Source organism: Peribacillus sp. NPDC076916 (genome assembly GCF_050269675.1).
GTDB lineage: Bacteria > Bacillota > Bacilli > Bacillales > DSM-1321 > Peribacillus > Peribacillus aracenensis.
Map to the genome: position 1 here is coordinate 290,002 of NZ_JBNNIU010000001.1, position 19,298 is coordinate 309,299.

At 40.7% G+C, this 19,298-nt stretch carries 21 protein-coding genes; 7 read left to right on the forward strand and 14 right to left on the reverse strand.

Annotated features, from left to right (window positions below; translation table 11 throughout):
* Positions 1-19: 19 nt before the first annotated feature.
* Both ACQKFG_RS01460 and ACQKFG_RS01465 read right to left on the reverse strand, forming a co-directional pair.
* Entirely contained in the window at positions 20-1,225 is a 1,206-nt protein-coding gene (locus ACQKFG_RS01460) for an EAL domain-containing protein (protein ID WP_192203892.1), read from the reverse strand.
* Between the two features lie 189 nt (positions 1,226-1,414).
* Positions 1,415-3,271 carry an SLC13 family permease gene (locus tag ACQKFG_RS01465; RefSeq protein ID WP_228467348.1) on the reverse strand — a complete coding sequence of 619 codons (1,857 nt, stop codon included), beginning with the start codon at positions 3,269-3,271 and terminating at the stop codon, positions 1,415-1,417.
* 163 nt (positions 3,272-3,434) lie between these two features.
* Between ACQKFG_RS01465 and ACQKFG_RS01470 the strand changes: the two genes are divergently transcribed.
* Positions 3,435-4,298 (forward strand): metallophosphoesterase, encoded by an 864-nt coding sequence (locus ACQKFG_RS01470; RefSeq protein WP_192203888.1) that lies wholly within the window; start codon positions 3,435-3,437, stop codon positions 4,296-4,298.
* Between the two features lie 164 nt (positions 4,299-4,462).
* Here ACQKFG_RS01470 and crcB read toward each other — a convergent pair whose 3' ends face one another.
* Entirely contained in the window at positions 4,463-4,825 is a 363-nt protein-coding gene (gene crcB / locus ACQKFG_RS01475; RefSeq protein ID WP_192203886.1) for a fluoride efflux transporter CrcB, read from the reverse strand.
* The gene (locus ACQKFG_RS01480) at positions 4,822-5,202 is read right to left on the reverse strand and encodes a fluoride efflux transporter FluC (RefSeq protein ID WP_427555647.1); all 381 of its coding nucleotides are present in this window, start codon (positions 5,200-5,202) and stop codon (positions 4,822-4,824) included. Before ACQKFG_RS01480 ends, crcB begins: the two co-directional genes overlap by 4 nt.
* A gap of 116 nt (positions 5,203-5,318) precedes the next feature.
* Here ACQKFG_RS01480 and ACQKFG_RS01485 point away from each other — a divergent pair, with 116 nt between their 5' ends.
* Positions 5,319-5,672, forward strand: a complete 354-nt coding sequence (locus ACQKFG_RS01485) for a hypothetical protein (protein WP_192203882.1) — start codon at positions 5,319-5,321, stop codon at positions 5,670-5,672.
* A gap of 292 nt (positions 5,673-5,964) precedes the next feature.
* Positions 5,965-6,471: a YkyB family protein gene (locus tag ACQKFG_RS01490; protein WP_192203880.1), complete on the forward strand. Its 507-nt coding sequence runs from the start codon at positions 5,965-5,967 to the stop codon at positions 6,469-6,471.
* Positions 6,472-6,526: 55 nt separating this feature from the next.
* Here the strand turns inward: ACQKFG_RS01490 and ACQKFG_RS01495 are convergent, their stop codons facing one another.
* Both ACQKFG_RS01495 and corA read right to left on the reverse strand, forming a co-directional pair.
* Positions 6,527-7,432: a chemotaxis protein gene (locus ACQKFG_RS01495; RefSeq protein ID WP_192203879.1), complete on the reverse strand. Its 906-nt coding sequence runs from the start codon at positions 7,430-7,432 to the stop codon at positions 6,527-6,529.
* Positions 7,433-7,959: 527 nt separating this feature from the next.
* Complete coding sequence (corA, locus tag ACQKFG_RS01500; RefSeq protein ID WP_192203877.1) at positions 7,960-8,943, reverse strand: magnesium/cobalt transporter CorA; 984 nt, start codon at positions 8,941-8,943, stop codon at positions 7,960-7,962.
* 144 nt (positions 8,944-9,087) lie between these two features.
* Here corA and ACQKFG_RS01505 point away from each other — a divergent pair, with 144 nt between their 5' ends.
* Entirely contained in the window at positions 9,088-10,236 is a 1,149-nt protein-coding gene (locus ACQKFG_RS01505) for an aminotransferase A (protein ID WP_427555652.1), read from the forward strand.
* Between the two features lie 99 nt (positions 10,237-10,335).
* Here the strand turns inward: ACQKFG_RS01505 and ACQKFG_RS01510 are convergent, their stop codons facing one another.
* The 7 genes from ACQKFG_RS01510 to ACQKFG_RS01540 all read right to left on the reverse strand — a co-directional run bounded on the left by ACQKFG_RS01510 (position 10,336) and on the right by ACQKFG_RS01540 (position 16,379).
* Complete coding sequence (locus ACQKFG_RS01510; protein WP_034314117.1) at positions 10,336-10,701, reverse strand: hypothetical protein; 366 nt, start codon at positions 10,699-10,701, stop codon at positions 10,336-10,338.
* 65 nt (positions 10,702-10,766) lie between these two features.
* On the reverse strand, positions 10,767-11,636 hold the full coding sequence (locus ACQKFG_RS01515; RefSeq protein WP_192203873.1) for an NAD(P)-dependent oxidoreductase: 870 nt from the start codon (positions 11,634-11,636) through the stop codon (positions 10,767-10,769).
* A 38-nt stretch (positions 11,637-11,674) separates the two neighbouring features.
* A complete protein-coding gene (locus ACQKFG_RS01520) occupies positions 11,675-12,460 on the reverse strand; it encodes an SDR family oxidoreductase (RefSeq protein ID WP_349729591.1) in 786 nt (261 codons plus the stop codon).
* A 307-nt stretch (positions 12,461-12,767) separates the two neighbouring features.
* Complete coding sequence (gene ptsP, locus ACQKFG_RS01525; RefSeq protein WP_349729590.1) at positions 12,768-14,486, reverse strand: phosphoenolpyruvate--protein phosphotransferase; 1,719 nt, start codon at positions 14,484-14,486, stop codon at positions 12,768-12,770.
* A complete protein-coding gene (locus ACQKFG_RS01530; protein ID WP_076366836.1) occupies positions 14,486-14,752 on the reverse strand; it encodes a phosphocarrier protein HPr in 267 nt (88 codons plus the stop codon). Before ACQKFG_RS01530 ends, ptsP begins: the two co-directional genes overlap by 1 nt.
* A 212-nt stretch (positions 14,753-14,964) precedes the next feature.
* Complete coding sequence (locus ACQKFG_RS01535; protein WP_192203868.1) at positions 14,965-15,750, reverse strand: ABC transporter permease; 786 nt, start codon at positions 15,748-15,750, stop codon at positions 14,965-14,967.
* Positions 15,750-16,379: an ABC transporter ATP-binding protein gene (locus ACQKFG_RS01540; RefSeq protein WP_342615806.1), complete on the reverse strand. Its 630-nt coding sequence runs from the start codon at positions 16,377-16,379 to the stop codon at positions 15,750-15,752. Before ACQKFG_RS01540 ends, ACQKFG_RS01535 begins: the two co-directional genes overlap by 1 nt.
* Positions 16,380-16,566: 187 nt before the next feature.
* Between ACQKFG_RS01540 and ACQKFG_RS01545 the strand changes: the two genes are divergently transcribed.
* Entirely contained in the window at positions 16,567-17,385 is an 819-nt protein-coding gene (locus ACQKFG_RS01545) for a thermonuclease family protein (RefSeq protein ID WP_192203866.1), read from the forward strand.
* A 425-nt stretch (positions 17,386-17,810) separates the two neighbouring features.
* Complete coding sequence (locus ACQKFG_RS01550; RefSeq protein ID WP_427555658.1) at positions 17,811-18,299, forward strand: sigma-70 family RNA polymerase sigma factor; 489 nt, start codon at positions 17,811-17,813, stop codon at positions 18,297-18,299.
* A gap of 48 nt (positions 18,300-18,347) precedes the next feature.
* Here ACQKFG_RS01550 and ACQKFG_RS01555 read toward each other — a convergent pair whose 3' ends face one another.
* Positions 18,348-18,542 carry a hypothetical protein gene (locus tag ACQKFG_RS01555; RefSeq protein ID WP_192203862.1) on the reverse strand — a complete coding sequence of 65 codons (195 nt, stop codon included), beginning with the start codon at positions 18,540-18,542 and terminating at the stop codon, positions 18,348-18,350.
* 452 nt (positions 18,543-18,994) lie between these two features.
* Here ACQKFG_RS01555 and ACQKFG_RS01560 point away from each other — a divergent pair, with 452 nt between their 5' ends.
* Positions 18,995-19,171 carry a YkvS family protein gene (locus ACQKFG_RS01560; protein ID WP_064505160.1) on the forward strand — a complete coding sequence of 59 codons (177 nt, stop codon included), beginning with the start codon at positions 18,995-18,997 and terminating at the stop codon, positions 19,169-19,171.
* The last annotated feature ends 127 nt before the right edge of the window (positions 19,172-19,298 follow it).

The following is a 19,298-nucleotide window of genomic DNA, read 5'->3' on the forward strand; positions in this document are numbered from 1 at the left end:
TATATTCATGAATCGTTTTTTATAATAGTGCTTCATTTTCATATAAATAACTATAAGAAAGATCACAGAAAATGTATTCCTTATTATTCAGGGGGTATGAAAAGGTCCGTATGGTTTCCCCTGTTTCGATATCACTGTATAAATCGGATAGTCTTCCTTTTTTCTCATTGCGCATCTTTACGATATTTTCGAGAAAATAAGGTCTCCAGCTCCAATTTTTATTCATATAACTAGGTTGGACTAGCCATTGCCCGTCCTTATGTAGGATATTGGGGGATTTTTGATACCCCTCTTCATCACAAATATAAAGCCGAAAACATACGGAATCCAACTTTTTCGCCAAAATATTGAGAAACTCTTCATGGGAGCCGTTCCGCTTTTGCTGTTTTAAGAAATTTTGCATATTCTCGTTGAATTGCAAGGTTTTTTGATAAACCGCTTCAAGCTTCTTGGTCTCTAAAGAAATGAATGACTGACATTCTTGATGGAATTTATCACGAAGTAAATCTTTATTAATGAATTCGCCTTCCGGTTTCGCCAAAAAATACCCTTGATAATATCGTCCCCCATTCTTCCATGCAAAACGGAGCTGGTATTCGGATTCAATGTTCTCAAATAGTAAATTAGCGCCGATTTTTCGTGCAAGCATGCTTAGAGAAAACAGGATGACCTGATAGGCATCTCCACCCGAAATGCGAAGCTGGTCCAGGTTAACTTTTAAAATATTCGGAGAAATTTGTGCGATTCGGTCCAATTGCGTATCTTGTCCTAAATGATCTAAAGCTATCTTAATCCCATATGTTTTAAAGTAAGCAAGCACATGCTGCAAAGGATCTAAGTTTTCCGGACTGATCGTGTCTGATAGTTCCAGCACGATCCGGTGCATTTCCTCCGGTTGAAAATGACGATGTAAAATCTCCATGAATTCTTCGCCATGATCCAGCATTAGCAAATTAGGATCTCTGTTGATAAAGATAAGAAAATCTTCACCATAGTCTTTTATTCTCTCCAAAGCAATTTCAAGTACGTAATTATCCACTTCCACCCTATACTCTTCCGGCACTGCAGAATCGTGAAAAAAAGGTCCAAGGCTTTTATATTCCGATTGTTCCTCATAGCGCCCTAGAATTTCATACCCGATTACCTGATGTTGATCTGCACTGAAAATCGGTTGAAAAAATGGTGTCACCCTGTCTAAATTCTTTAATATCTTTTCTGTATCCATGATGCATCTTCCCCCTAATTACGAAAACACCAATATGCCAAAATTATACCATTAGTTTCTTGCATTGATAATAAATAATTTAAATTCCTACTGCATAACTCTTTTTTCAGAACCACATTCATCCAATCCATTTGAAAAGAAACACATTGAAAAAGCATTGTCCATAAATGAACAATGCCTTATGTCTTATCAAAAAGGGAAGAACCACGGTATTGTGATCACCATGATAACGCCGATGAAGATCTGTATGGATATCCCGATCATGATGAAATCTTTATGCTTGTAATCACCCGCCGTCATGACAAGCGCGTTGGTAGTGGCAACCCTTGGAGTCGATAAAGCCAAACTGCCAGCAACGGCAAGGCATATAAACACAGGAAGGGGATCGATGCCTTGATTCACCGCAGATGTCAGTGCGATGGGCGTCATGATTACCGTCGCGGCTCCATACGGGATGAATTGGCTCAGGATCAGTGTCAGCAAGTAAAAGACCGCTAATATGCCGTGTGCCCCGATATTACTGAATAAAACGGCCAGCCAATCACTTATCATCCTCACTCCGCCCGTATTATCCAATGCAGCCGTTATTCCGAACATGGCGGCAATCAAAAGAACAGGTTCCCAGTTAATCTTTTGATAAGCATCCTCCATCGAACGGACACAGCCACTGATCACCATCAACAATGCGGCCGTCAATACCGATAGTACGGCAGGGACAGCCTCCATCGATAATAAAATGACCATCAATGCAGTGATTCCCAAGGCAATCCATGCTTTGCCCTTGGAGTTGACTGGAGAGCCATCTTCCGAGGTACTTCCAATGACGATGACATCCTGTAAATCCGAGGAAATCCTCTCAATGTTCTCCCATTCCCCATGTATCAGGATTGCATCCCCCGGTTTAAGGCGTTCCGTTCCGACATCCGCTTGAATATATTCGCCATTCCGATTGATTGCAAGCACATTACATTGGTATTTCTCACGAAAATGCACATCTATCAAGGTTTGATTTTCATAATCCGAGTTCGGGACGATCAATATTTCTGTCAATCCAAATCTACTGCTAAGAAAATGTTTCTTAATTTGTTCGGGATTGAAATGTTTAAACTCCAGTTCATAGTTGAGTGCCAATCTCTCAACTGCTTCTTCTTCTCCAAACACCAAAATGATATCTTCAGGATGAAGAACCTCATCCGCCCTTGCAGAAATCGTCAGCTGTCTTTGCAACAGCGGTAATTGCTTATCCTTTGGCTTCCGCTGGATTTCAATCAAAGTCAATTCATACTGAATAGGAAGCTGGAGGTCAGACAGCCTTTCTCCAACAATATCGGAAGTAGCGGGTATATGCAGGTAATGCAATCTGTCATATACTTTGTACATGCCTGCAAGCTCCCCTGCAGACAGCCCTTTGACACTATTGTTCGCGGCTATCGTCTTCTCTGGAAGCAACAGGCGTCCGAGTGTCAACATGAAGAATACCCCTGCTGCAAAGGCGATCAAGCCCACGGGTGTAAAGTCAAAAAACTCTAATGTCCCTATTCCATTTTGCCGTAATACATCAGCAACGATCATATTGGAGGGAGAACCTGTCAGTGTTAATAGCCCGCCTATACTGCTTGCATAGGCAAGTGGCAATAAATACCTTGTCGGACTTGTTTTTTGTTTTAAGGCCATGCTCATAACGAGCGGAAGCAGTATGGAAACAATTCCTGTTCCGCTTAAAAAGGCACTTAATATTCCTGCTGTAAGCATGACGATAAGCAGCGATTTCCATTCACTGCCCCCACATAAACCCAACAACTTATTTCCTGCCTTTTCCACGATTCCTGTATTTAACAAGCCGGCACCGACTATAAATAGCCCAGCCAGCATGATGACCACTTGATTCGCAAACCCGGCCACTAGTTCATCCAATGTAAGAATCCCCAGTAAACCCAGAATGGATAGTGCACTTAGTGCAATTAAATCAGCTCGAAATTTCCCTTGTATAAAAAGCGCAATCGCGCATAGAAGTATAATCAGTGTAATAAACATTGGTTCGGTCATCATGTTACCTCCGTATAGATGTTCAATTTCAAACCGGATACGGTTTCATCAAACCCCAGTTTACATGTTTTTCAAATGCTCATAGAAGATATTTTCTTCATTTTATGTATATTGTTTGTTAGTATGAGGAAGTAACATTTTTATATTAGATAGGTTGATTAATTTGAATAAACCCATATCCAGAAGAACATTCTTAAAGAAAAGTCTTGGTACATTGGCTACCTTAACCGGTTTGGGTATTGGCGGAAACTATTATGCCCATAATTTGGAACCGAAATGGTTAGAAATCAAGCATAAAATCATCAGCCACCCTCTTATCCCAAAAGGTTTTCATGGCATGAAAATGATCCAATTCAGTGATACGCATTTAGGCTTTCAATTTCAGCTTAAAGATTTACAAGCAATTGTCAATAAGATAAACCAACTGGACCCTGATGTTATTTTATTTACCGGAGATTTGATGGACCATCCTAATAAATACAAGGATCACCAGAAAATCCCTCTAGTTTTAAATCAGCTCAAAGCGCCACTTGGAAAATTCAGCATCTACGGTAACCATGATCATGGGGGATATGGCTCAGAAATTTACAGCGATATCATGGAAAAATCCCATTTTACCATGTTGCAAAATACCTCAACTAGGATTACCTTATTAACGGCTGAAGAAATAGTCATTGCCGGGATTGATGATGCCATGCTAGGAAAACCTGATTTTGAAAAAGCACTATCGGGCATCCCTGATGAAGTGTTCACCATTATGCTTTCGCATGCCCCTGACCTTGCCGACACATCAAGGACTTATGACATCCAATATCAAATAAGCGGTCACAGTCACGGAGGACAAGTACAAATCCCCTTTGCCGGTGCCCTTGTAACTCCCCCATACGCTGAAAAGTACCGGGAAGGCACGTATGAAATCGATTCATTAACGTTACATGTTAATAGAGGGCTTGGCACTACCCGTCTCCCATATCGTTTCCTTTCACGTCCGGAGTTGACAGTTTACGAATTCCAATCCGAAAGCTGATAGGAAAAGAATACAGGGGAAAACCGCCAGACTTTTTAACAAAGCCTGTGCGAATAAAACGACTTGAATCATGTGTAATGGACTCCTCTGAATTATAGCATTAGAAGTATATCTGAGAAAACCAGGTTTTTTTTACCAGCACCAAATGGTAGTTGCCATGAAGGTTATACCATACTTAAATAGCCGCACAGGAAAGTTCCGATACACCCTAAAACAGATACCGTTATATAGATAAGGCTATCTATATAACGGTGTTTCCTAATAAGTTCAAGTGTTTCCATGCTGAATGTTGAAAAGGTCGTAAAAGCACCCAGGAAACCTATTGTCAGAAAAACCTGCAAAGATAAAGACCAGCTTTCTTTCTGTGGCAACGCCAGTCCGAGCCCAAAGGAACCTATAAGGTTAATCAGTAAAATGCTAATGGGTATCGAGATGGCTGGCAATAGCCTATTAAAAATAATCTGCAAGACATATCTTGAGGCCGCTCCAAAAAAGCCTCCTATAAAAACTGAAAGAACCTCGATCAAAGGGACTCACCTCTCCGTCTATTAAAAAGGCCCAGTCCCAAGAAACCAGCAACCAAACCAAATAAAAGCGTGGCACCAATATACAGTCCCGCCAATGCCAGTGAAGTCTGCAGTAGATTCACCACTTCTTGGGAAAATGTGGACATCGTGGTGAAACCGCCGCAAAACCCGCTGCCCAGCGCTAAAAAAACAAGCGATTTCTTTTTCGAGGCGAAATAGCCATTGATCATTCCAAGTAAAAAGCTGCCTACTATATTTATTAAGAGGGTTCCAAACGGGAAGAAGGAATGACCAGCAGTCAAGATTACGCAATATCGCAATATCGCTCCAGCCGCTCCTCCAAAACCGACTGCAAGAAAGCTTTTAAACCGATCCATCAAGGTCCCCCCAAATTTTACTCATAAGTAGATTCATTATAACAGATTAAGATGAAACAGGCTCTTTTCTTAAAAAATTCCATACTATGTAAAGAATTTGAGAAAGGAGGCAAATTATGCAAACACAGTATTTTCCTTACTACCACTATCCGCAGACCATTATGCTACAGAACGATTACAGAAATGCATATGGGAATGAATATGGACCTGAATATTGGAATGACGAGCGCTTCTTTCCTTTCTTCCCTCTATTGGCGCCTGTAGCTTTTGTTGCAGGATTGGCAATTGGACCGTTGCTATTCAATAACCGTCCACCTGTCTATGCTCCATATCCTCCTCCATACCCGCCCGCTTACCCTCCTTACCCCGCTTATCCAGCGTACCCTGCTTATCAAGGCTTTCAGGGTCCCCAGCAACAATTCGGCGCACAGGCTGCGGTATCTGAAAATATCAATATATACACACAATAAGGGTTGGACAGAAGGCGACATAAGCGCCTTCTTTTTTCTTGGACCAAAAGGCTTCGGATTGAATTTTACTTCACTATATATTTTGAAGTGGTATAATATGAAAATGAATAGATGGTAAAGTGTTGGGAAATGATGGTCATACCCTAGAGATGTACATGCAGTATTTATTCACTTTTTTCTATCTGGTTGCACACACGTCTCTATTTCAACCAATATATAAAAAACGGGTTTTAACTGAAGGAAATCTGTTTATAACGTCCTTCTAACCTCATTAAGAAAAGGAGTTTCCACAATGAACCAAACGAAAGGACATTCTGAAAGGGATGAGTTTTCGATAAACTCCCTTGCCCAAGCCGTATTTATTGTCAATAAACACGCAAAGACTGCATTGGAGCCCAAGAATTTATATAATTTAAAACGGCTAGCATTAAGCAAGCTTATGCAAGAAGGAAAAGCGAAGAAGATTGGACTTCATTTTTCTGATAACCCTCGCTTTGCAGCACAACAATCCGACGTCATTGTCGAATGCGGATCATATGTTTTTCATTTACCTCCCACAAAGGAAGATTTGAAAAAACTACCCCACCTCGGCAGCCGGGCAGCTTCCATACGGAACCCTAAAGCCGCGTTGTCATTATCCAAGGCAAAACAGATCCTGCAAACTTACGTTGGACAAGCAGGTGAAAAACTACCGAACAATGCCAACACCGAGAAAAGGGCTCACGGTCGTGGGTCGGTCAAGCAACCATTTCACAATCCATTCCCATCCTCCTTTTTAGGAAAAGGTTCCAAGTATTAATCATTGATAAACCAAACGGGCCGTGAGGTAACGCCTCATCGGCCCGTTTTCACATTCATAATACCAATCTGTCTATCAACTTTATAAGCTCTGCAATTTCTGGCTTGCTGATTTGTGCGTCAGCCCCTACGACCTGACCTTTATGACGAAGGCTGTCAGTAATCAAAGAAGAGAAAATAATCACCGGCAACCCAGCAAGTTCCCCGCTTTCCTTTATTCTTCTAGTCAAATGATGTCCATCCATTTGAGGCATCTCAATATCGGTGATCACAAGATTCACTTCATCTTCAACCACTTTTCCTGATTCAATTAAATTCTCCAGATAATTAAATGCATCAAGTCCATTTTCATAAAACTCCAAGTACTTGAATCCAGCTTCTGACAATGTATCAAAAAGCAGCTTTCTCAGTAATGGAGAATCTTCTGCAATCAGGATTCTCTTGTCTGAATTTTGCCGGGCACCAAGCTTTTTAACCTGTTGGATGTTTATTCCTGATTCCGGATTGATTTCGACCACTATTTTTTCAAAGTCAAGTAACAGTAACATTTCACTATGTAATTTTATTACTCCGATAATCTGACTTTCAAGGCCTTGATACATATCCGAAGGCTTTTCGATTTGGGACCAGGAAATACGGTGGATCTGTGTTACGGTATGGACATGGAAAACAACTTTTTGCTGATTGAATTCAGCCACTATGAATTTATCCTGCTCAGGAGTCTCAGATGGAGGAAATCCTAAAGCATCCGCCACATTCACAACTGGCAGGACTTCTCCACGAAGCTCAATGATCCCTTCCACATTTGGATGGGAATGAGGGACAAGCGTGATGGGGACAGGATTAATGATTTCCTTCACCTTGATTACGTTAATGCCGAATTTATTCTTTCCGAGACCGAATTCCACTATCTCAAGCTCATTCGTGCCACTTTCCAGTAATATTCCTTTATTTGCTTCCATTGTGTCATCTCGCCCTTCTCGTACTTTTTCATTTCATAATTCCACAAAAATTTGATGGTTTTATCAATGAACTCCTACCTAATAATTCGGTTAAATATTTCTTTTGTTTAGAACACAGATAAAAAAAGATCAAGAAGTGATTATCTATTGAAGCCCAACTAAAAAAGGGACCCATCAGAGTCCCCCTTTTCAATGTTCATTTTTCACCACTGCCATCCAGCCCATCATATCGATCTTAAAGGGGCCTGTCTCTTCGACAAACCCCTCCATGATATATCCGAACATGGGTTATGAAGCAGACCTGATGGGCTGGCCGCAAAACGTCCTGCCGCCCTTCCAAACCCTATTAGCATTAAGCGGAAAGCAACAAAGAATAAAGCTTATATGCATGTGGAAAAGTAAATTGATGATGGTCCCCCCGATTAAAACGAATAAACCATTCGTTTGCCCACAATTTCAAATCGTCACTCCATTCAAAAAAATACTCATCTCAATTAAACCTAGAATAGCAGGCCAGTTAGGTCATTTCATCTTTTTCGCGACCTATTCTTTGGATTGAGCCAACCTTTTTTAACAAAGAATAAAAACATCATCAAGGCAATTCCGCCCATCATTCCAAGAATGAGGAAATAGCCATAATGCCAATTCAATTCCGGCATATATTCAAAATTCATCCCATATACGCCCACTATGAAGGTCAGCGGCATGAAAATGGTGGTGATGACAGTCAATGTCATCATTGTTGAATTCATATTATTAGAGTTCACAGACAAATAACTATCACGTATATCGGACGAAAAATCTCGATAGGATTCAAGCATTTCAGTCAATTTAAGAAGATGATCGTACACATCATTAAAATAAAGGTGCTGATCTTTCAAGTAATTCAGTCGCTCCGACGAAATCATTCTGTACAATAAATCACGCATCGGCAATATGGTCCGACGGAGCCTGGACATATCTGTACGTAAATCGAAAAGCTGATCCATCAATTCGTTAATCGTGTCATTTTCAGTATTTTCCTCAATGCTACCCAATTCGCTTTCAATTTTATAAACAGGAGGGAAGAATTCATCAACGATCCTGTCAATTATCCTATGCATCAAGAAAAAGGGACTTTGCTTCAACATTTTATTACCAGCAATTTCTTCCCGTACCTTTTCCAGTTCAAGCATATCTTCTTTATGAAAACTGACTATCCATTTTTCGCCAACGAACATATCCAATTCCACTGCTTTAAATACCTTCTCCCTTAGAGCATGAATCACAAGAAATTGGTAACCCTCATAAAAATCCATTTTGGGACGTTGATTAAAATCATCCAGGCAATCTTCAATTGCCAGCGGGTGAAAGTGAAAATGACTGGATAAAAGTTCGATTTCCTTGTTTGTGGGGTTGGAAAAATCCACCCAGAACCACTCGATATCCGGATTATTCATTTCCGTTAGCGGTATATCAAAACTGATTTCTTGATTAGATGTAATTGCGCAAGTCCGTATCAAATGTATCAACCCTCAAAATTTTCTTATCATACATTATACCTTTAATTCATTAATCTCAAAAAGTTTTCTCCCCCATCCAAACTAAATGATAAAATAGAATGAGTCAAACATGGTACATAATTCATGTAGTTAGATAAGGGAGGATATTCATAGATGGAACATTTAATAAACCCTCTAGTAAAAGAAGTTCAAATATCAGGAATCCGTAAATTCTACAATATGGTCGCTGATATCGAAGGCACCATTTCCTTAACGATAGGACAGCCTGACTTTCCAACTCCAATGCATATTAAAGAAGCGGCAAAACAAGCCATCGATAATGACTATACCGTTTATACTCACAATGCCGGCTATCTGGAATTAAGGGAAGCCGCTTCAAAATATGTAAAGGATAAATACAAGCTTAGCTATGATCCGGCGAATGAAGTCCTTGTGACTTCTGGTGCCAGCGAAGGCATAGACATTACCTTTCGGACGATTCTCATCCCAGGGAACGAAGTCATATTGCCGGGTCCTGTATACCCGGGATATGAACCCATCATTAAGATGTGCGGTGCAACACCCGTTTATGCCAATACAACAAAAAATGGATTTCGTTTGACTGCAGATATCATTGAAAAGTACATAACTGATCATACACGGTGCATCGTTCTGCCCTATCCATCGAATCCGACCGGGGTAACATTATCTGCCGAAGAATTATTGGACATTGCCGAACTTATAAGGGGCAAGGACATATTCATATTGGCTGATGAGATATACAGTGAACTGGTATTCGATCAGGAGCATGTTTCGATTGCCACTTTCTTAAAAGAACAAACCATCGTCCTGAACGGATTGTCAAAGTCCCATTCCATGACCGGGTGGAGGATTGGCCTTCTGTTTGCGCCTGTAGCCATCTCTCAGCATATCCTGAAGGTTCACCAATACAATGTAACTTGTGCCGCCTCCATATCGCAGAGAGCTGCCTTGGCAGCATTGACGGCAGGCAGAGATGATGCCATTCCCATGAAGACCGAGTATGCCCGGAGACGGGAATACGTATACAGTCGCTTACAAGCGATGGAACTGGAAATAGTCAAACCAAATGGTGCCTTTTACTTCTTTATAAAGCTGCCTGAAGGCTATGCCTCTTCCCTTGATTTTTGCCTAAAGCTTGTTCAACAGGAAAAAGTGGCAGTGGTCCCTGGAGATGCCTTCTCTCCCCTTGGCGAAGGGTACTTCAGGATATCTTATGCCTATTCCATGGAAACCCTTGAAAAGGCTTTGGACCGTATTGAAGCTTTTTTAGCTAAAAAGTAACCGAAAAAAAGTGGCCTTCAATTGAATGAACAATTGAAGGCCATTTTCCTATTTTTCAAAGATGTCAGGCTACCTGAGGTTTTTCACCAAGCCAATCAACTAATACAATCTCCGTAAAAAACGAATTTCCCGATATCCTTCTTCCTTATTTGTCGTGGTAAGGCTCACTTCAACGATGGATCCAAGTAAATCAGCCATCACTTCTTCAAATTCCTTTGCGGAGCGCGGCTTTGAAAAACCTAAGCTCTTCAATTCGCGCATCAGGATCTGAAAACCGGCATTCGTTTCGATATGACTGAATTTCACCGGTAAGATTAGCGGACTTTCATTCATTAATTTCAGATCCCAACGAATGGGCTTTGTTTGATGAATGGTTTTTTCTCGTTTAAAGCCTTCAATCCTAACAATATATCGACCATCTTCTAATTCCTGGAATTTCATATTGATATCATCGAATTCGCCCATAGCTTTCACTCCTTTTTGTAAAGGCTGTCGCTATCAGCTTATTCATGGTAAAGAAATGCTAGCACTTAATTATAATGTTTATATAACGCCTGTGTACCGCTATTTTCCTCGCCAGCTTCTGCCAGCCCCTCATACAGGGATTTGCTTAGACTTAATCCAGGAGCGTCCATTCCCATTCTTTCCGCTTCATCAAGTGCAATCTTCATATCCTTGATAAAATGCTTGATATAAAAACCAGGTTCAAAATCCCCTTCAACCATCCGCGGCACAAGATTGGAAAGTGACCAGCTACCGGCAGAGCCCGATGATATGCTTCTTAATACCCGTTCCGGGTCCAACCCCGCTTTTTGGGCATAGGAAATCGCTTCAGTCACTCCGATCATATTAGATGCAATGGCGATTTGATTGCACATTTTCGTATGCTGTCCTGAACCAGCCGGGCCTTGATGGACAACATTGCTGCCAATTATATCAAAAATGGGCAGGACCGTTTCAAATGCCTCACTAGACCCGCCGACCATGATCGTAAGCTTTGCATCACGGGCACCGATATCCCCTCCGGAAACCGGTGCATCCAATGATTCCATGCCTCTTTTCTTAGCCTCCTCCGCTATTTTCACTGCCAAAGACGGTGTGGAGGTCGTCATATCGATTAAATGGGTTCCTTGTTTCCCGTTCTCGATAAGCCCATTTTCCCCAAGATAGATTTCTTCCACATCACTAGGGTATCCTACCATGGAAATGATCACATTTGCTTTCTGCGCAATTTCCTTTGGTGCAGATGCCCACTTCGCGCCCTGTGAAAGCAGTTCATTTGCCTTATCTTTCGTCCTTGTATAAACAAACACCTCAAATCCCGCCTTAAGAAGATTTGCGGCCATGCTTTTTCCCATCACTCCTAAACCTATGAAGCCGATCACTTTGTTCGATTGCATCTTGCAGATTCCTCCCAATCATTTTGTTTCAAAAATCCTTAAATGGACTTTATCATTCCTCCGTCAACTAAATACGACTGGCCCGTTAAATATGTATTGGCGCCTGAAACAAGGAAAGTAACGAACTTTGCAAATTCCTCGGGTTCCCCATAACGGCCAAGAGGGATTCTGTTAATCGATTGTTCAGTCACCTTCTCAGGAGTGACGCCTAGTTTCTCCGCATTCATTTCATCAAGGTGCTGAACGCGGTCTGTTGCGATTCTTCCTGGGCCGACTGTATTGACCAAAATCCGGTCCGGTGCTAATTCTGAAGCTAACGTCTTTGACAATCCAACGATTGCCGTCCGGAATGTATTCGATAATACCAATCCTGGAATTGGTTCCTTAATAGATGAAGAAGCAATATTAACAATTTTCCCGCCCTGTTTTTTTAGATGTGGCAAGCTTTCACGGATCGTCCTTATGAAACTCAGTAAATTAAGTTCGAAGGATTGTTGCCATTCTTCATCATTGAAATCTGTAAATGAACCCCCTGGAGGACCTCCGGCGTTATTAATAAGGATGTCAATACCGCCGAATTCTTCAGCAGTTTTCCCAACCAGGCTTTTAATATCTTCAGCTTTTGTTATATCCGTTACCATATAAGAAACTTTACCCGTCCCAAGCTCGGATAATTCCCTTTGTACTGCGGCAAGCTTTTCTCCATCACGGCTTGCCAGCATGACATTTGCTCCTTCTTTAACCAATTCAGCTGCCATGGCCTTCCCCAACCCTTGACTTGAAGCTAAAATCAACGCATTTTTCTTTTCCAAATGTAATTCCATATTATATTTAACCTCCATTTTATTAAATCATAATTCCATTATATCGTCATAACCGCAAAGTGAAAAATCTGAATAATCATTATTTTGATTTTATTTGCAAAAAAATAGCCGGTTGGATAACCCAACCGGCGTCAAAGGGGGAAATGAGAATGTCAGCTGCCCTAATAGAGCTAAACAACTGTGCTTGCTTTTTATTTACCCCCATTTTAGTGCAATAAACATTTTTCTTAAATGTTCAAGAAAAAATCACAGGAAATCACCCCATCCGAAAATTCTGTGGATGGGGTGCCGTTTTTCCTCATTTTTTTTATTTCTTCAAAGCGTTAATTACCGCTTCTTTCACATTATCATTCGTATCCAACCCTAAAACTTCCTGAGATAGGTTTTTCATCTCTTCAAGCGAAAGTTGGCTAATTAAAGAACGTGCTTTTAAAATCGAAGTGGCACTCATTGAGAATTCATCAAGACCCAATCCGATCAAAATCGGTATGGCAATTTCATCTCCAGCCATTTCCCCGCACATCCCGGCCCATTTCCCTTCTTTATGAGCTGCATCTATGACCATTTTAACCAGGCGTAGAATCGCTGGGTTATATGGTTGATATAAATAGGATACTCTCTCATTCATTCGGTCAGCGGCCATCGTATACTGAATCAAGTCATTAGTGCCTATGCTGAAGAAATCGACTTCCTTAGCAAATATATCCGCCATCACTGCAGTTGAAGGGATTTCAACCATAATTCCGACTTCAATTTTTTCAGCAACTTGAATACCATTGTCAAGCAATTCCTGCCTAACTTCAGCCAAGACGGCTTTAGCTTCACGGAATTCAGCTAGCGTGGCAATCATCGGGAACATGATTTTCAAATCTCCGTAAATGCTTGCACGAAGCAGGGCACGGAGCTGAGTCCGGAAAATCTCCTGTTCATTTAAGCAAAGGCGAATCGCGCGGTACCCAAGGAAAGGATTCATTTCCTTAGGAAGCTCTAAGTAAGGCAACTCCTTGTCCCCGCCTATGTCAAGCGTTCTGACGACTACAGGCTTGCCTGACATTCCTTCCAGCACCGCTTTGTATGCCTCGAACTGTTCTTCTTCACTTGGAAAGTCATTTCTCCCCATATAAAGAAATTCCGTACGATATAATCCGATACCTTCACCGCCATTTTGATGTACGCCCTCCAGATCTTTAGGCGTACCAATATTGGCTGCCAATTCCACATGATGGCCATCATGTGTAACGGTTTTTTCATTAACCAGCTTCGCCCACTCAGCCTTTTGCCTACCATAGGCTTCCTGCTCCTCTTCGTAGCGTTTCACGAGTTCAGGAGTAGGATTGATGTGAACTTCACCCTTTAATCCGTCAATTATGACCAAGTCACCATTTTCAATGGAAGAGGTCACTGACTTCGCTCCAACGACTGCTGGAATTTCCAATGAACGTGCCATTATGGCTGAATGGGATGTACGTCCACCGATATCGGTCGTAAATCCTTTAACATATGCCGGATTCAACTGTGCTGTATCGGATGGAGTCAAATCCTCCGCAATGATGATCACTTCTTCAGCAATCATGCTTGGATTTGGAATATGAACGCCTAAAAGATGCGACAGTACCCGTTTCGTGACGTCACGGATATCCGCAGCACGTTCCTTCATGTATTCATTATCCATTTGTTCAAACATCGTAATGAACATGCTTGCGGTTTCATTTAAGGAAAACTCAGCGTTGACGCTTTCTGATTGGATTTTATCCTGAATCGGAGTTATAAGTTCCGGATCAGCCAAAACAAGCAGGTGTGCGTCAAAGATAGCGGCTTTATCGGCCCCTAAATCCTTTTCGGCTTTATCCCTTATTATCTCCAATTCATTTGTTGACTTTTGAATAGCTTCCTTAAAACGGGATATTTCCGCCCCGACATCTTCTATGCTTCTTTTTTCAATCGATAAATCTGGCTCTGTAAGTCGATAGGCTTTAGCGATGGCTATTCCGTTTGAAGCTGCTATTCCACTAATCAAAGTGGACATTATTCTGCTAATCCTTCTCTGTTCAACGTTTCAGCAAGTGTATTTAGTGCATCATTTTCATCGCTTCCTTCTGCAGAAATCGTAATTTCCGCACCTTGGCCAATACCCAGTGACATTACACCCATAATGGACTTAAGATTCACTTTTTTCTCTTTATAAGAAAGGTTTATTTCTGAATCAAATTTTCCTGCAGCTTGTACAAGCAATGTAGCCGGACGAGCGTGAATTCCTGTTTCTGCAGTTACTGTAAATGTTTTTTCTACCATATAAATCAATCTCCTTTAAGATAAATTAACATAAATAGGTTATGTAAGGGGGTTCTCCATCCACTCATGAAAGAAATGAAAAAAGAAATGCCCTTTTCCTTATCAGGATAGCATTATCATTCCCAACAAACAAACCAAAACTATTGGTACCTACAAAATAGTACAAAAATATAGATGGAACTGCAACTATTACTTTTCAGATTCTTCAATGATTAAATGGATAACTGTGCATTTTTGGTAAAAAAAGCCCTGAAACTCAGCATAATGAAGAGGACCACCGTTAAAGAAACACTTCCGAGAATCCCGATTATTATCGCAATCTGGTATTCAATAGCGATGAGCGGGCTTATCCCCGACAGGATTTGCCCTGTCATCATTCCTGGAAGGAAGATAATCCCCATCCCGAGCATATTGTTCAAAGTCGGGAGCACTGCGGAGTCGAATGCAGCATCCACATATTTCTTCACAGCCCTCGCTGGAGTCGCTCCAAGCATCAACATCGCTTCCACCTTTTCACGATTACTGCTAATCCCATCATGAAGGTTTTTAAGCGCCAATGTCACTCCAGTCATGGCATTCCCAACGATCATCCCTGCAATTGGAATGAAATACCTCGGCTCATACCACGGCGTGAAATGGATGACAACCACATTAAAATAAAATAAGGCCACCATGGGTCCTGACAACATACTTAGGATAACCATCCTTTTGATTTTCTTATTAATTGTATAAGGCACTTGCTTAAAAATATTATGGATGGAAAACAGTGCCATCGCACATAAAAATCCTAAAGAAAGTAAAGGGTGGGGATTTTCAAAGATATATGTCAAAACATATCCGGCGAGAATGAGTTGCACCGTCATCCTTACCGTAGCGAGCATGATTTGCTTTTCCCGTGAAATCCCCCGCCATTTCACGATTATGAGCAGAATTACTACAAAGACATAGGCTGCACAGAGACGCCAGAACTCAATATCTATTATCCCATTCGCCTCCATTAATAATCACCCTCCTTCGCCTTTTTCAGAACGATTTTCTTTTCAGCACATATTTCCGCAAGCTGTTTTGAATGGGTTATCATGATGACCGTTCCTTTTCCCCGCTTTACTTCTTCTAAAAATCGGCTCATGACCGTCAGCTCGGCTTCTTCATCAAGAGCTGAAGTCGGCTCATCCAGTAAATACACCTCGGGTTTCAATAAAAGTAACCTCGCCAGTGCCAGCCTCTGTTTCTCCCCGCCAGAAAGATTCTCCGCCCCTTCGTCTAAAGGCTTCTTCAACTGGACGGTTTCAAGTGCTTTAACCAATTCGGCTTTATCCTTTTTTTCACGTTCTGTCAATTCCAGGCCAATCTGCAGGTTTTCTTCAATCGTACCCGGTAAAGTGAACGGTGACTGAGAAAGCATTGTGACTTTACGCCGGAGCTCTATCGGGTTGAATTCATCCAGCAACTGATCCTGATAATAGATCGAACCGCTATCCGGGTCATCCATCCTGTTCAATAATCGGAGCAGTGAGGTTTTCCCTGCACCGCTTTCCCCGGTCAAGCAAGTAACCATACAAGCGGATATTCTCAAATCATCAATTTTCAAAATCCCCTTATACCTAATATTTTCAAGTCTAAATATCATTTTACACGCCTGCCTCCCTTACTCCACCCTATCATTATAAGAAACTATCATGATATGAGGTAGCGATGCATGAAAAAATTTCAATGATTTTCATTTTCTTTCCCTTTTTTATAGGTTAGTATTATTCCTGCTGAATATATCCATGACGGACGTGGAAAAACCTAAATAAATGGAGGGACTTATCATGAACGGAAATTCCTTTTTACATTCTTATCTGAATGCCTTTCTCCTGACTGCACTTTGCCTGATCACGTTGTCTGGCTGCCAGGCTGCATCAGATAACCTAATTAATCAATCCAAACAGGAAGATTCAATTTCCAATGAAGACATCCGATCCAGTGCGGATTCTTCAAATGAAGAAAAAGGCAAGACATTCACAGCCGAGATCATTAAAGTTGTTGACGGAGATACAGTAAAAATCAAAATGGCTAATGGAAACGAAGAAACGGTCAGGCTCCTTTTGGTAGATACTCCAGAAACCGTCCACCCATCCAAGCCCGTTCAGCCCTTTGGACCTGAAGCAAGCAAATTCACCAAGGAACTAATGCCAGCGGGTTCTGAAGTGGAAGTAGAAACCGGCATAGGTGAAAGAGATAAATATGGTCGGCTGCTGGCCTATTTTTATGTTGACGGTAAAATGGTGAATAAACTCCTGCTTGAAAAAGGACTCGCAAGGGTGGCCTATGTTTATGCACCGAACACGAAATATCTAGATGAATTGGAAAATATTCAGAAACAAGCCCAAAAAGACGAAATCGGTATTTGGTCAATTGAAAACTATGCAACTTCAAAGGGCTTTGATGATTCGAAGTCCGTGGAGGCTTCAGTGGAAAAGCCAACTGCATCTTGCAGTAACCCGCAAATTAAAGGGAATATAAACTCTAAAGGCAACAAAATATATCACATTCCTTCGGGCCAATATTACGAAATAACCAAACCGGAAGAAATGTTTTGTACAGAACAAGACGCACAGGATGCTGGATTCCGAAAATCACAAAGTTAACAATACAATGGTTAATAGTTTGCCCGCTTTCTGAAATCACCATTAAGAACGTATAAGGGGGCTTAAAAGAGGATCAGTTTTCCTGCAGTTTTTTTATTAAAAAAAGTCCAGCTTGATTTCAGAAACACGCTCCCTTTTGTCGAAACTGAACACCTCCCCATGATATATGGCTTTACAATAAATATAGAAATATTGAATGTTGGCACATCCAATCTATGGATGTGTTTTTCATTTGGCCATCCCCTCATTAAAGTTCAATCGAATCAACATTTTCCTATTAATAAGATCCTCGTTAATCCCTTTAAAACTCACTTTTTATTCCTTCCATTTACCCGTTATGCCATTTGGCTTTAGCCGAAAGATTTATTTATGGTAAAAGCACCCGGGAATACAGGAAAGTGCACTTTCTAAAGGTGGCTTGCTTAATGGAAGATTTCTCAGTACTAACGTCCGAATTCACGCCGATGATCCATCATATAATCCGCTCACTTTCCATCTATAAAAATAAGGAAGAATATTTTCAAGTAGGATTGATCGCTTTATGGGAGTCATATGGGAAATTCGATGAAGAATTGGGTCAGTTCTCCAACTATGCCTTTACGGTTATCAAAGGCAAAATTCTGAATGAATTAAAGCACCACCATAAATATGAAGCCAACACCGAACCATTTGATTCCTTCCTACTAGAGATTAAAGATCCATTTTCAATACACGATGAGGCCTTTGCCATCGATAATCTCTTAACCTACACGGATGGATTGACACTGAATCAGCAACGCTGGCTTTTACAGACGTACTTGGAGAATAAAACGGTGACTGAAATTGCTGAGATATATAAAGTTACTACCGCAGCCGTCAAATCATGGAGAAGGTCCGCTTTAAATAAATTAAGGAAACAATTGATTTTTCCATAATGAATAATTTGGGGTGGCTCAATCATGAGCCACCCCAAATTATATCCATTAACTTCTCGCTTCTTCTAAATACGTATAAATTATCACACCGTTATGTTGAGCATTCCCCCGAAAATGTTTAAAGTCTTCCCTTTTAACAAGAACCTCACGAAAAGGTAAAAATTCTTCTTTTGTTATCCTGAATTCATCCATTTCCCGATTTGCCAGTTTATCGAGTACAGCTTTTGCTTCTTCTGCATTCATAAGATTATCCTCCTTAATTATCAAACGTTCTATCATTTCTACAGGAGAAATTCCGTTTTTATTTTAACATAAGCTTGCCACTTAATATAATTCAGAACTTTTTAAGGCCCACTGCTACATAATTCTTTACGAATGCTTTAAAATAGTGCAAACTGTATAGTAAAATATCATAATGTAAAATGATTGGCATTTTTTGTACATAGAATTACATACTGGTACGTATAACTGCGTACATAAGATATACCAAATTATGCCATATCATTACATCTGCTCCATTACAAGAAATCGTACCTTCTTTTAAAAGTTTAGCTTACTGTACCGACATAAGAGATAACTTTTTCTCTTACTAGCACCTCCCACGTCAAAATCTAAACCGCAAGATGTTCGAATAATCCAATTACTCCATAGTTACTTTTTAATCATTGGAAACAAAATGGGAAAGGATGATTGCCATGAAGAAAGCGGAAGTTGGAAATATCATTGAATTTAGAGAAGGCTTAAAAGGAATCGTCGAGAAAGTGAACGAGAACTCAGTAATCGTAGACGTCACGTATATGGAAAATTATCGTGATCTGGAACTTGAACAGAAAACCGTCGTCAACCATAAAAATTATAAAATCATAGGATGATTGAATGTACTCAAACGGGATGGTTACTAGATGACCATCTCGTTTTTCACTTTATCGCAATCCTGCAACTTGGCTCTCCCGCTTTTTGTAACCATTTCCATTTCATTCCGTCTAATTAATTAAAGGG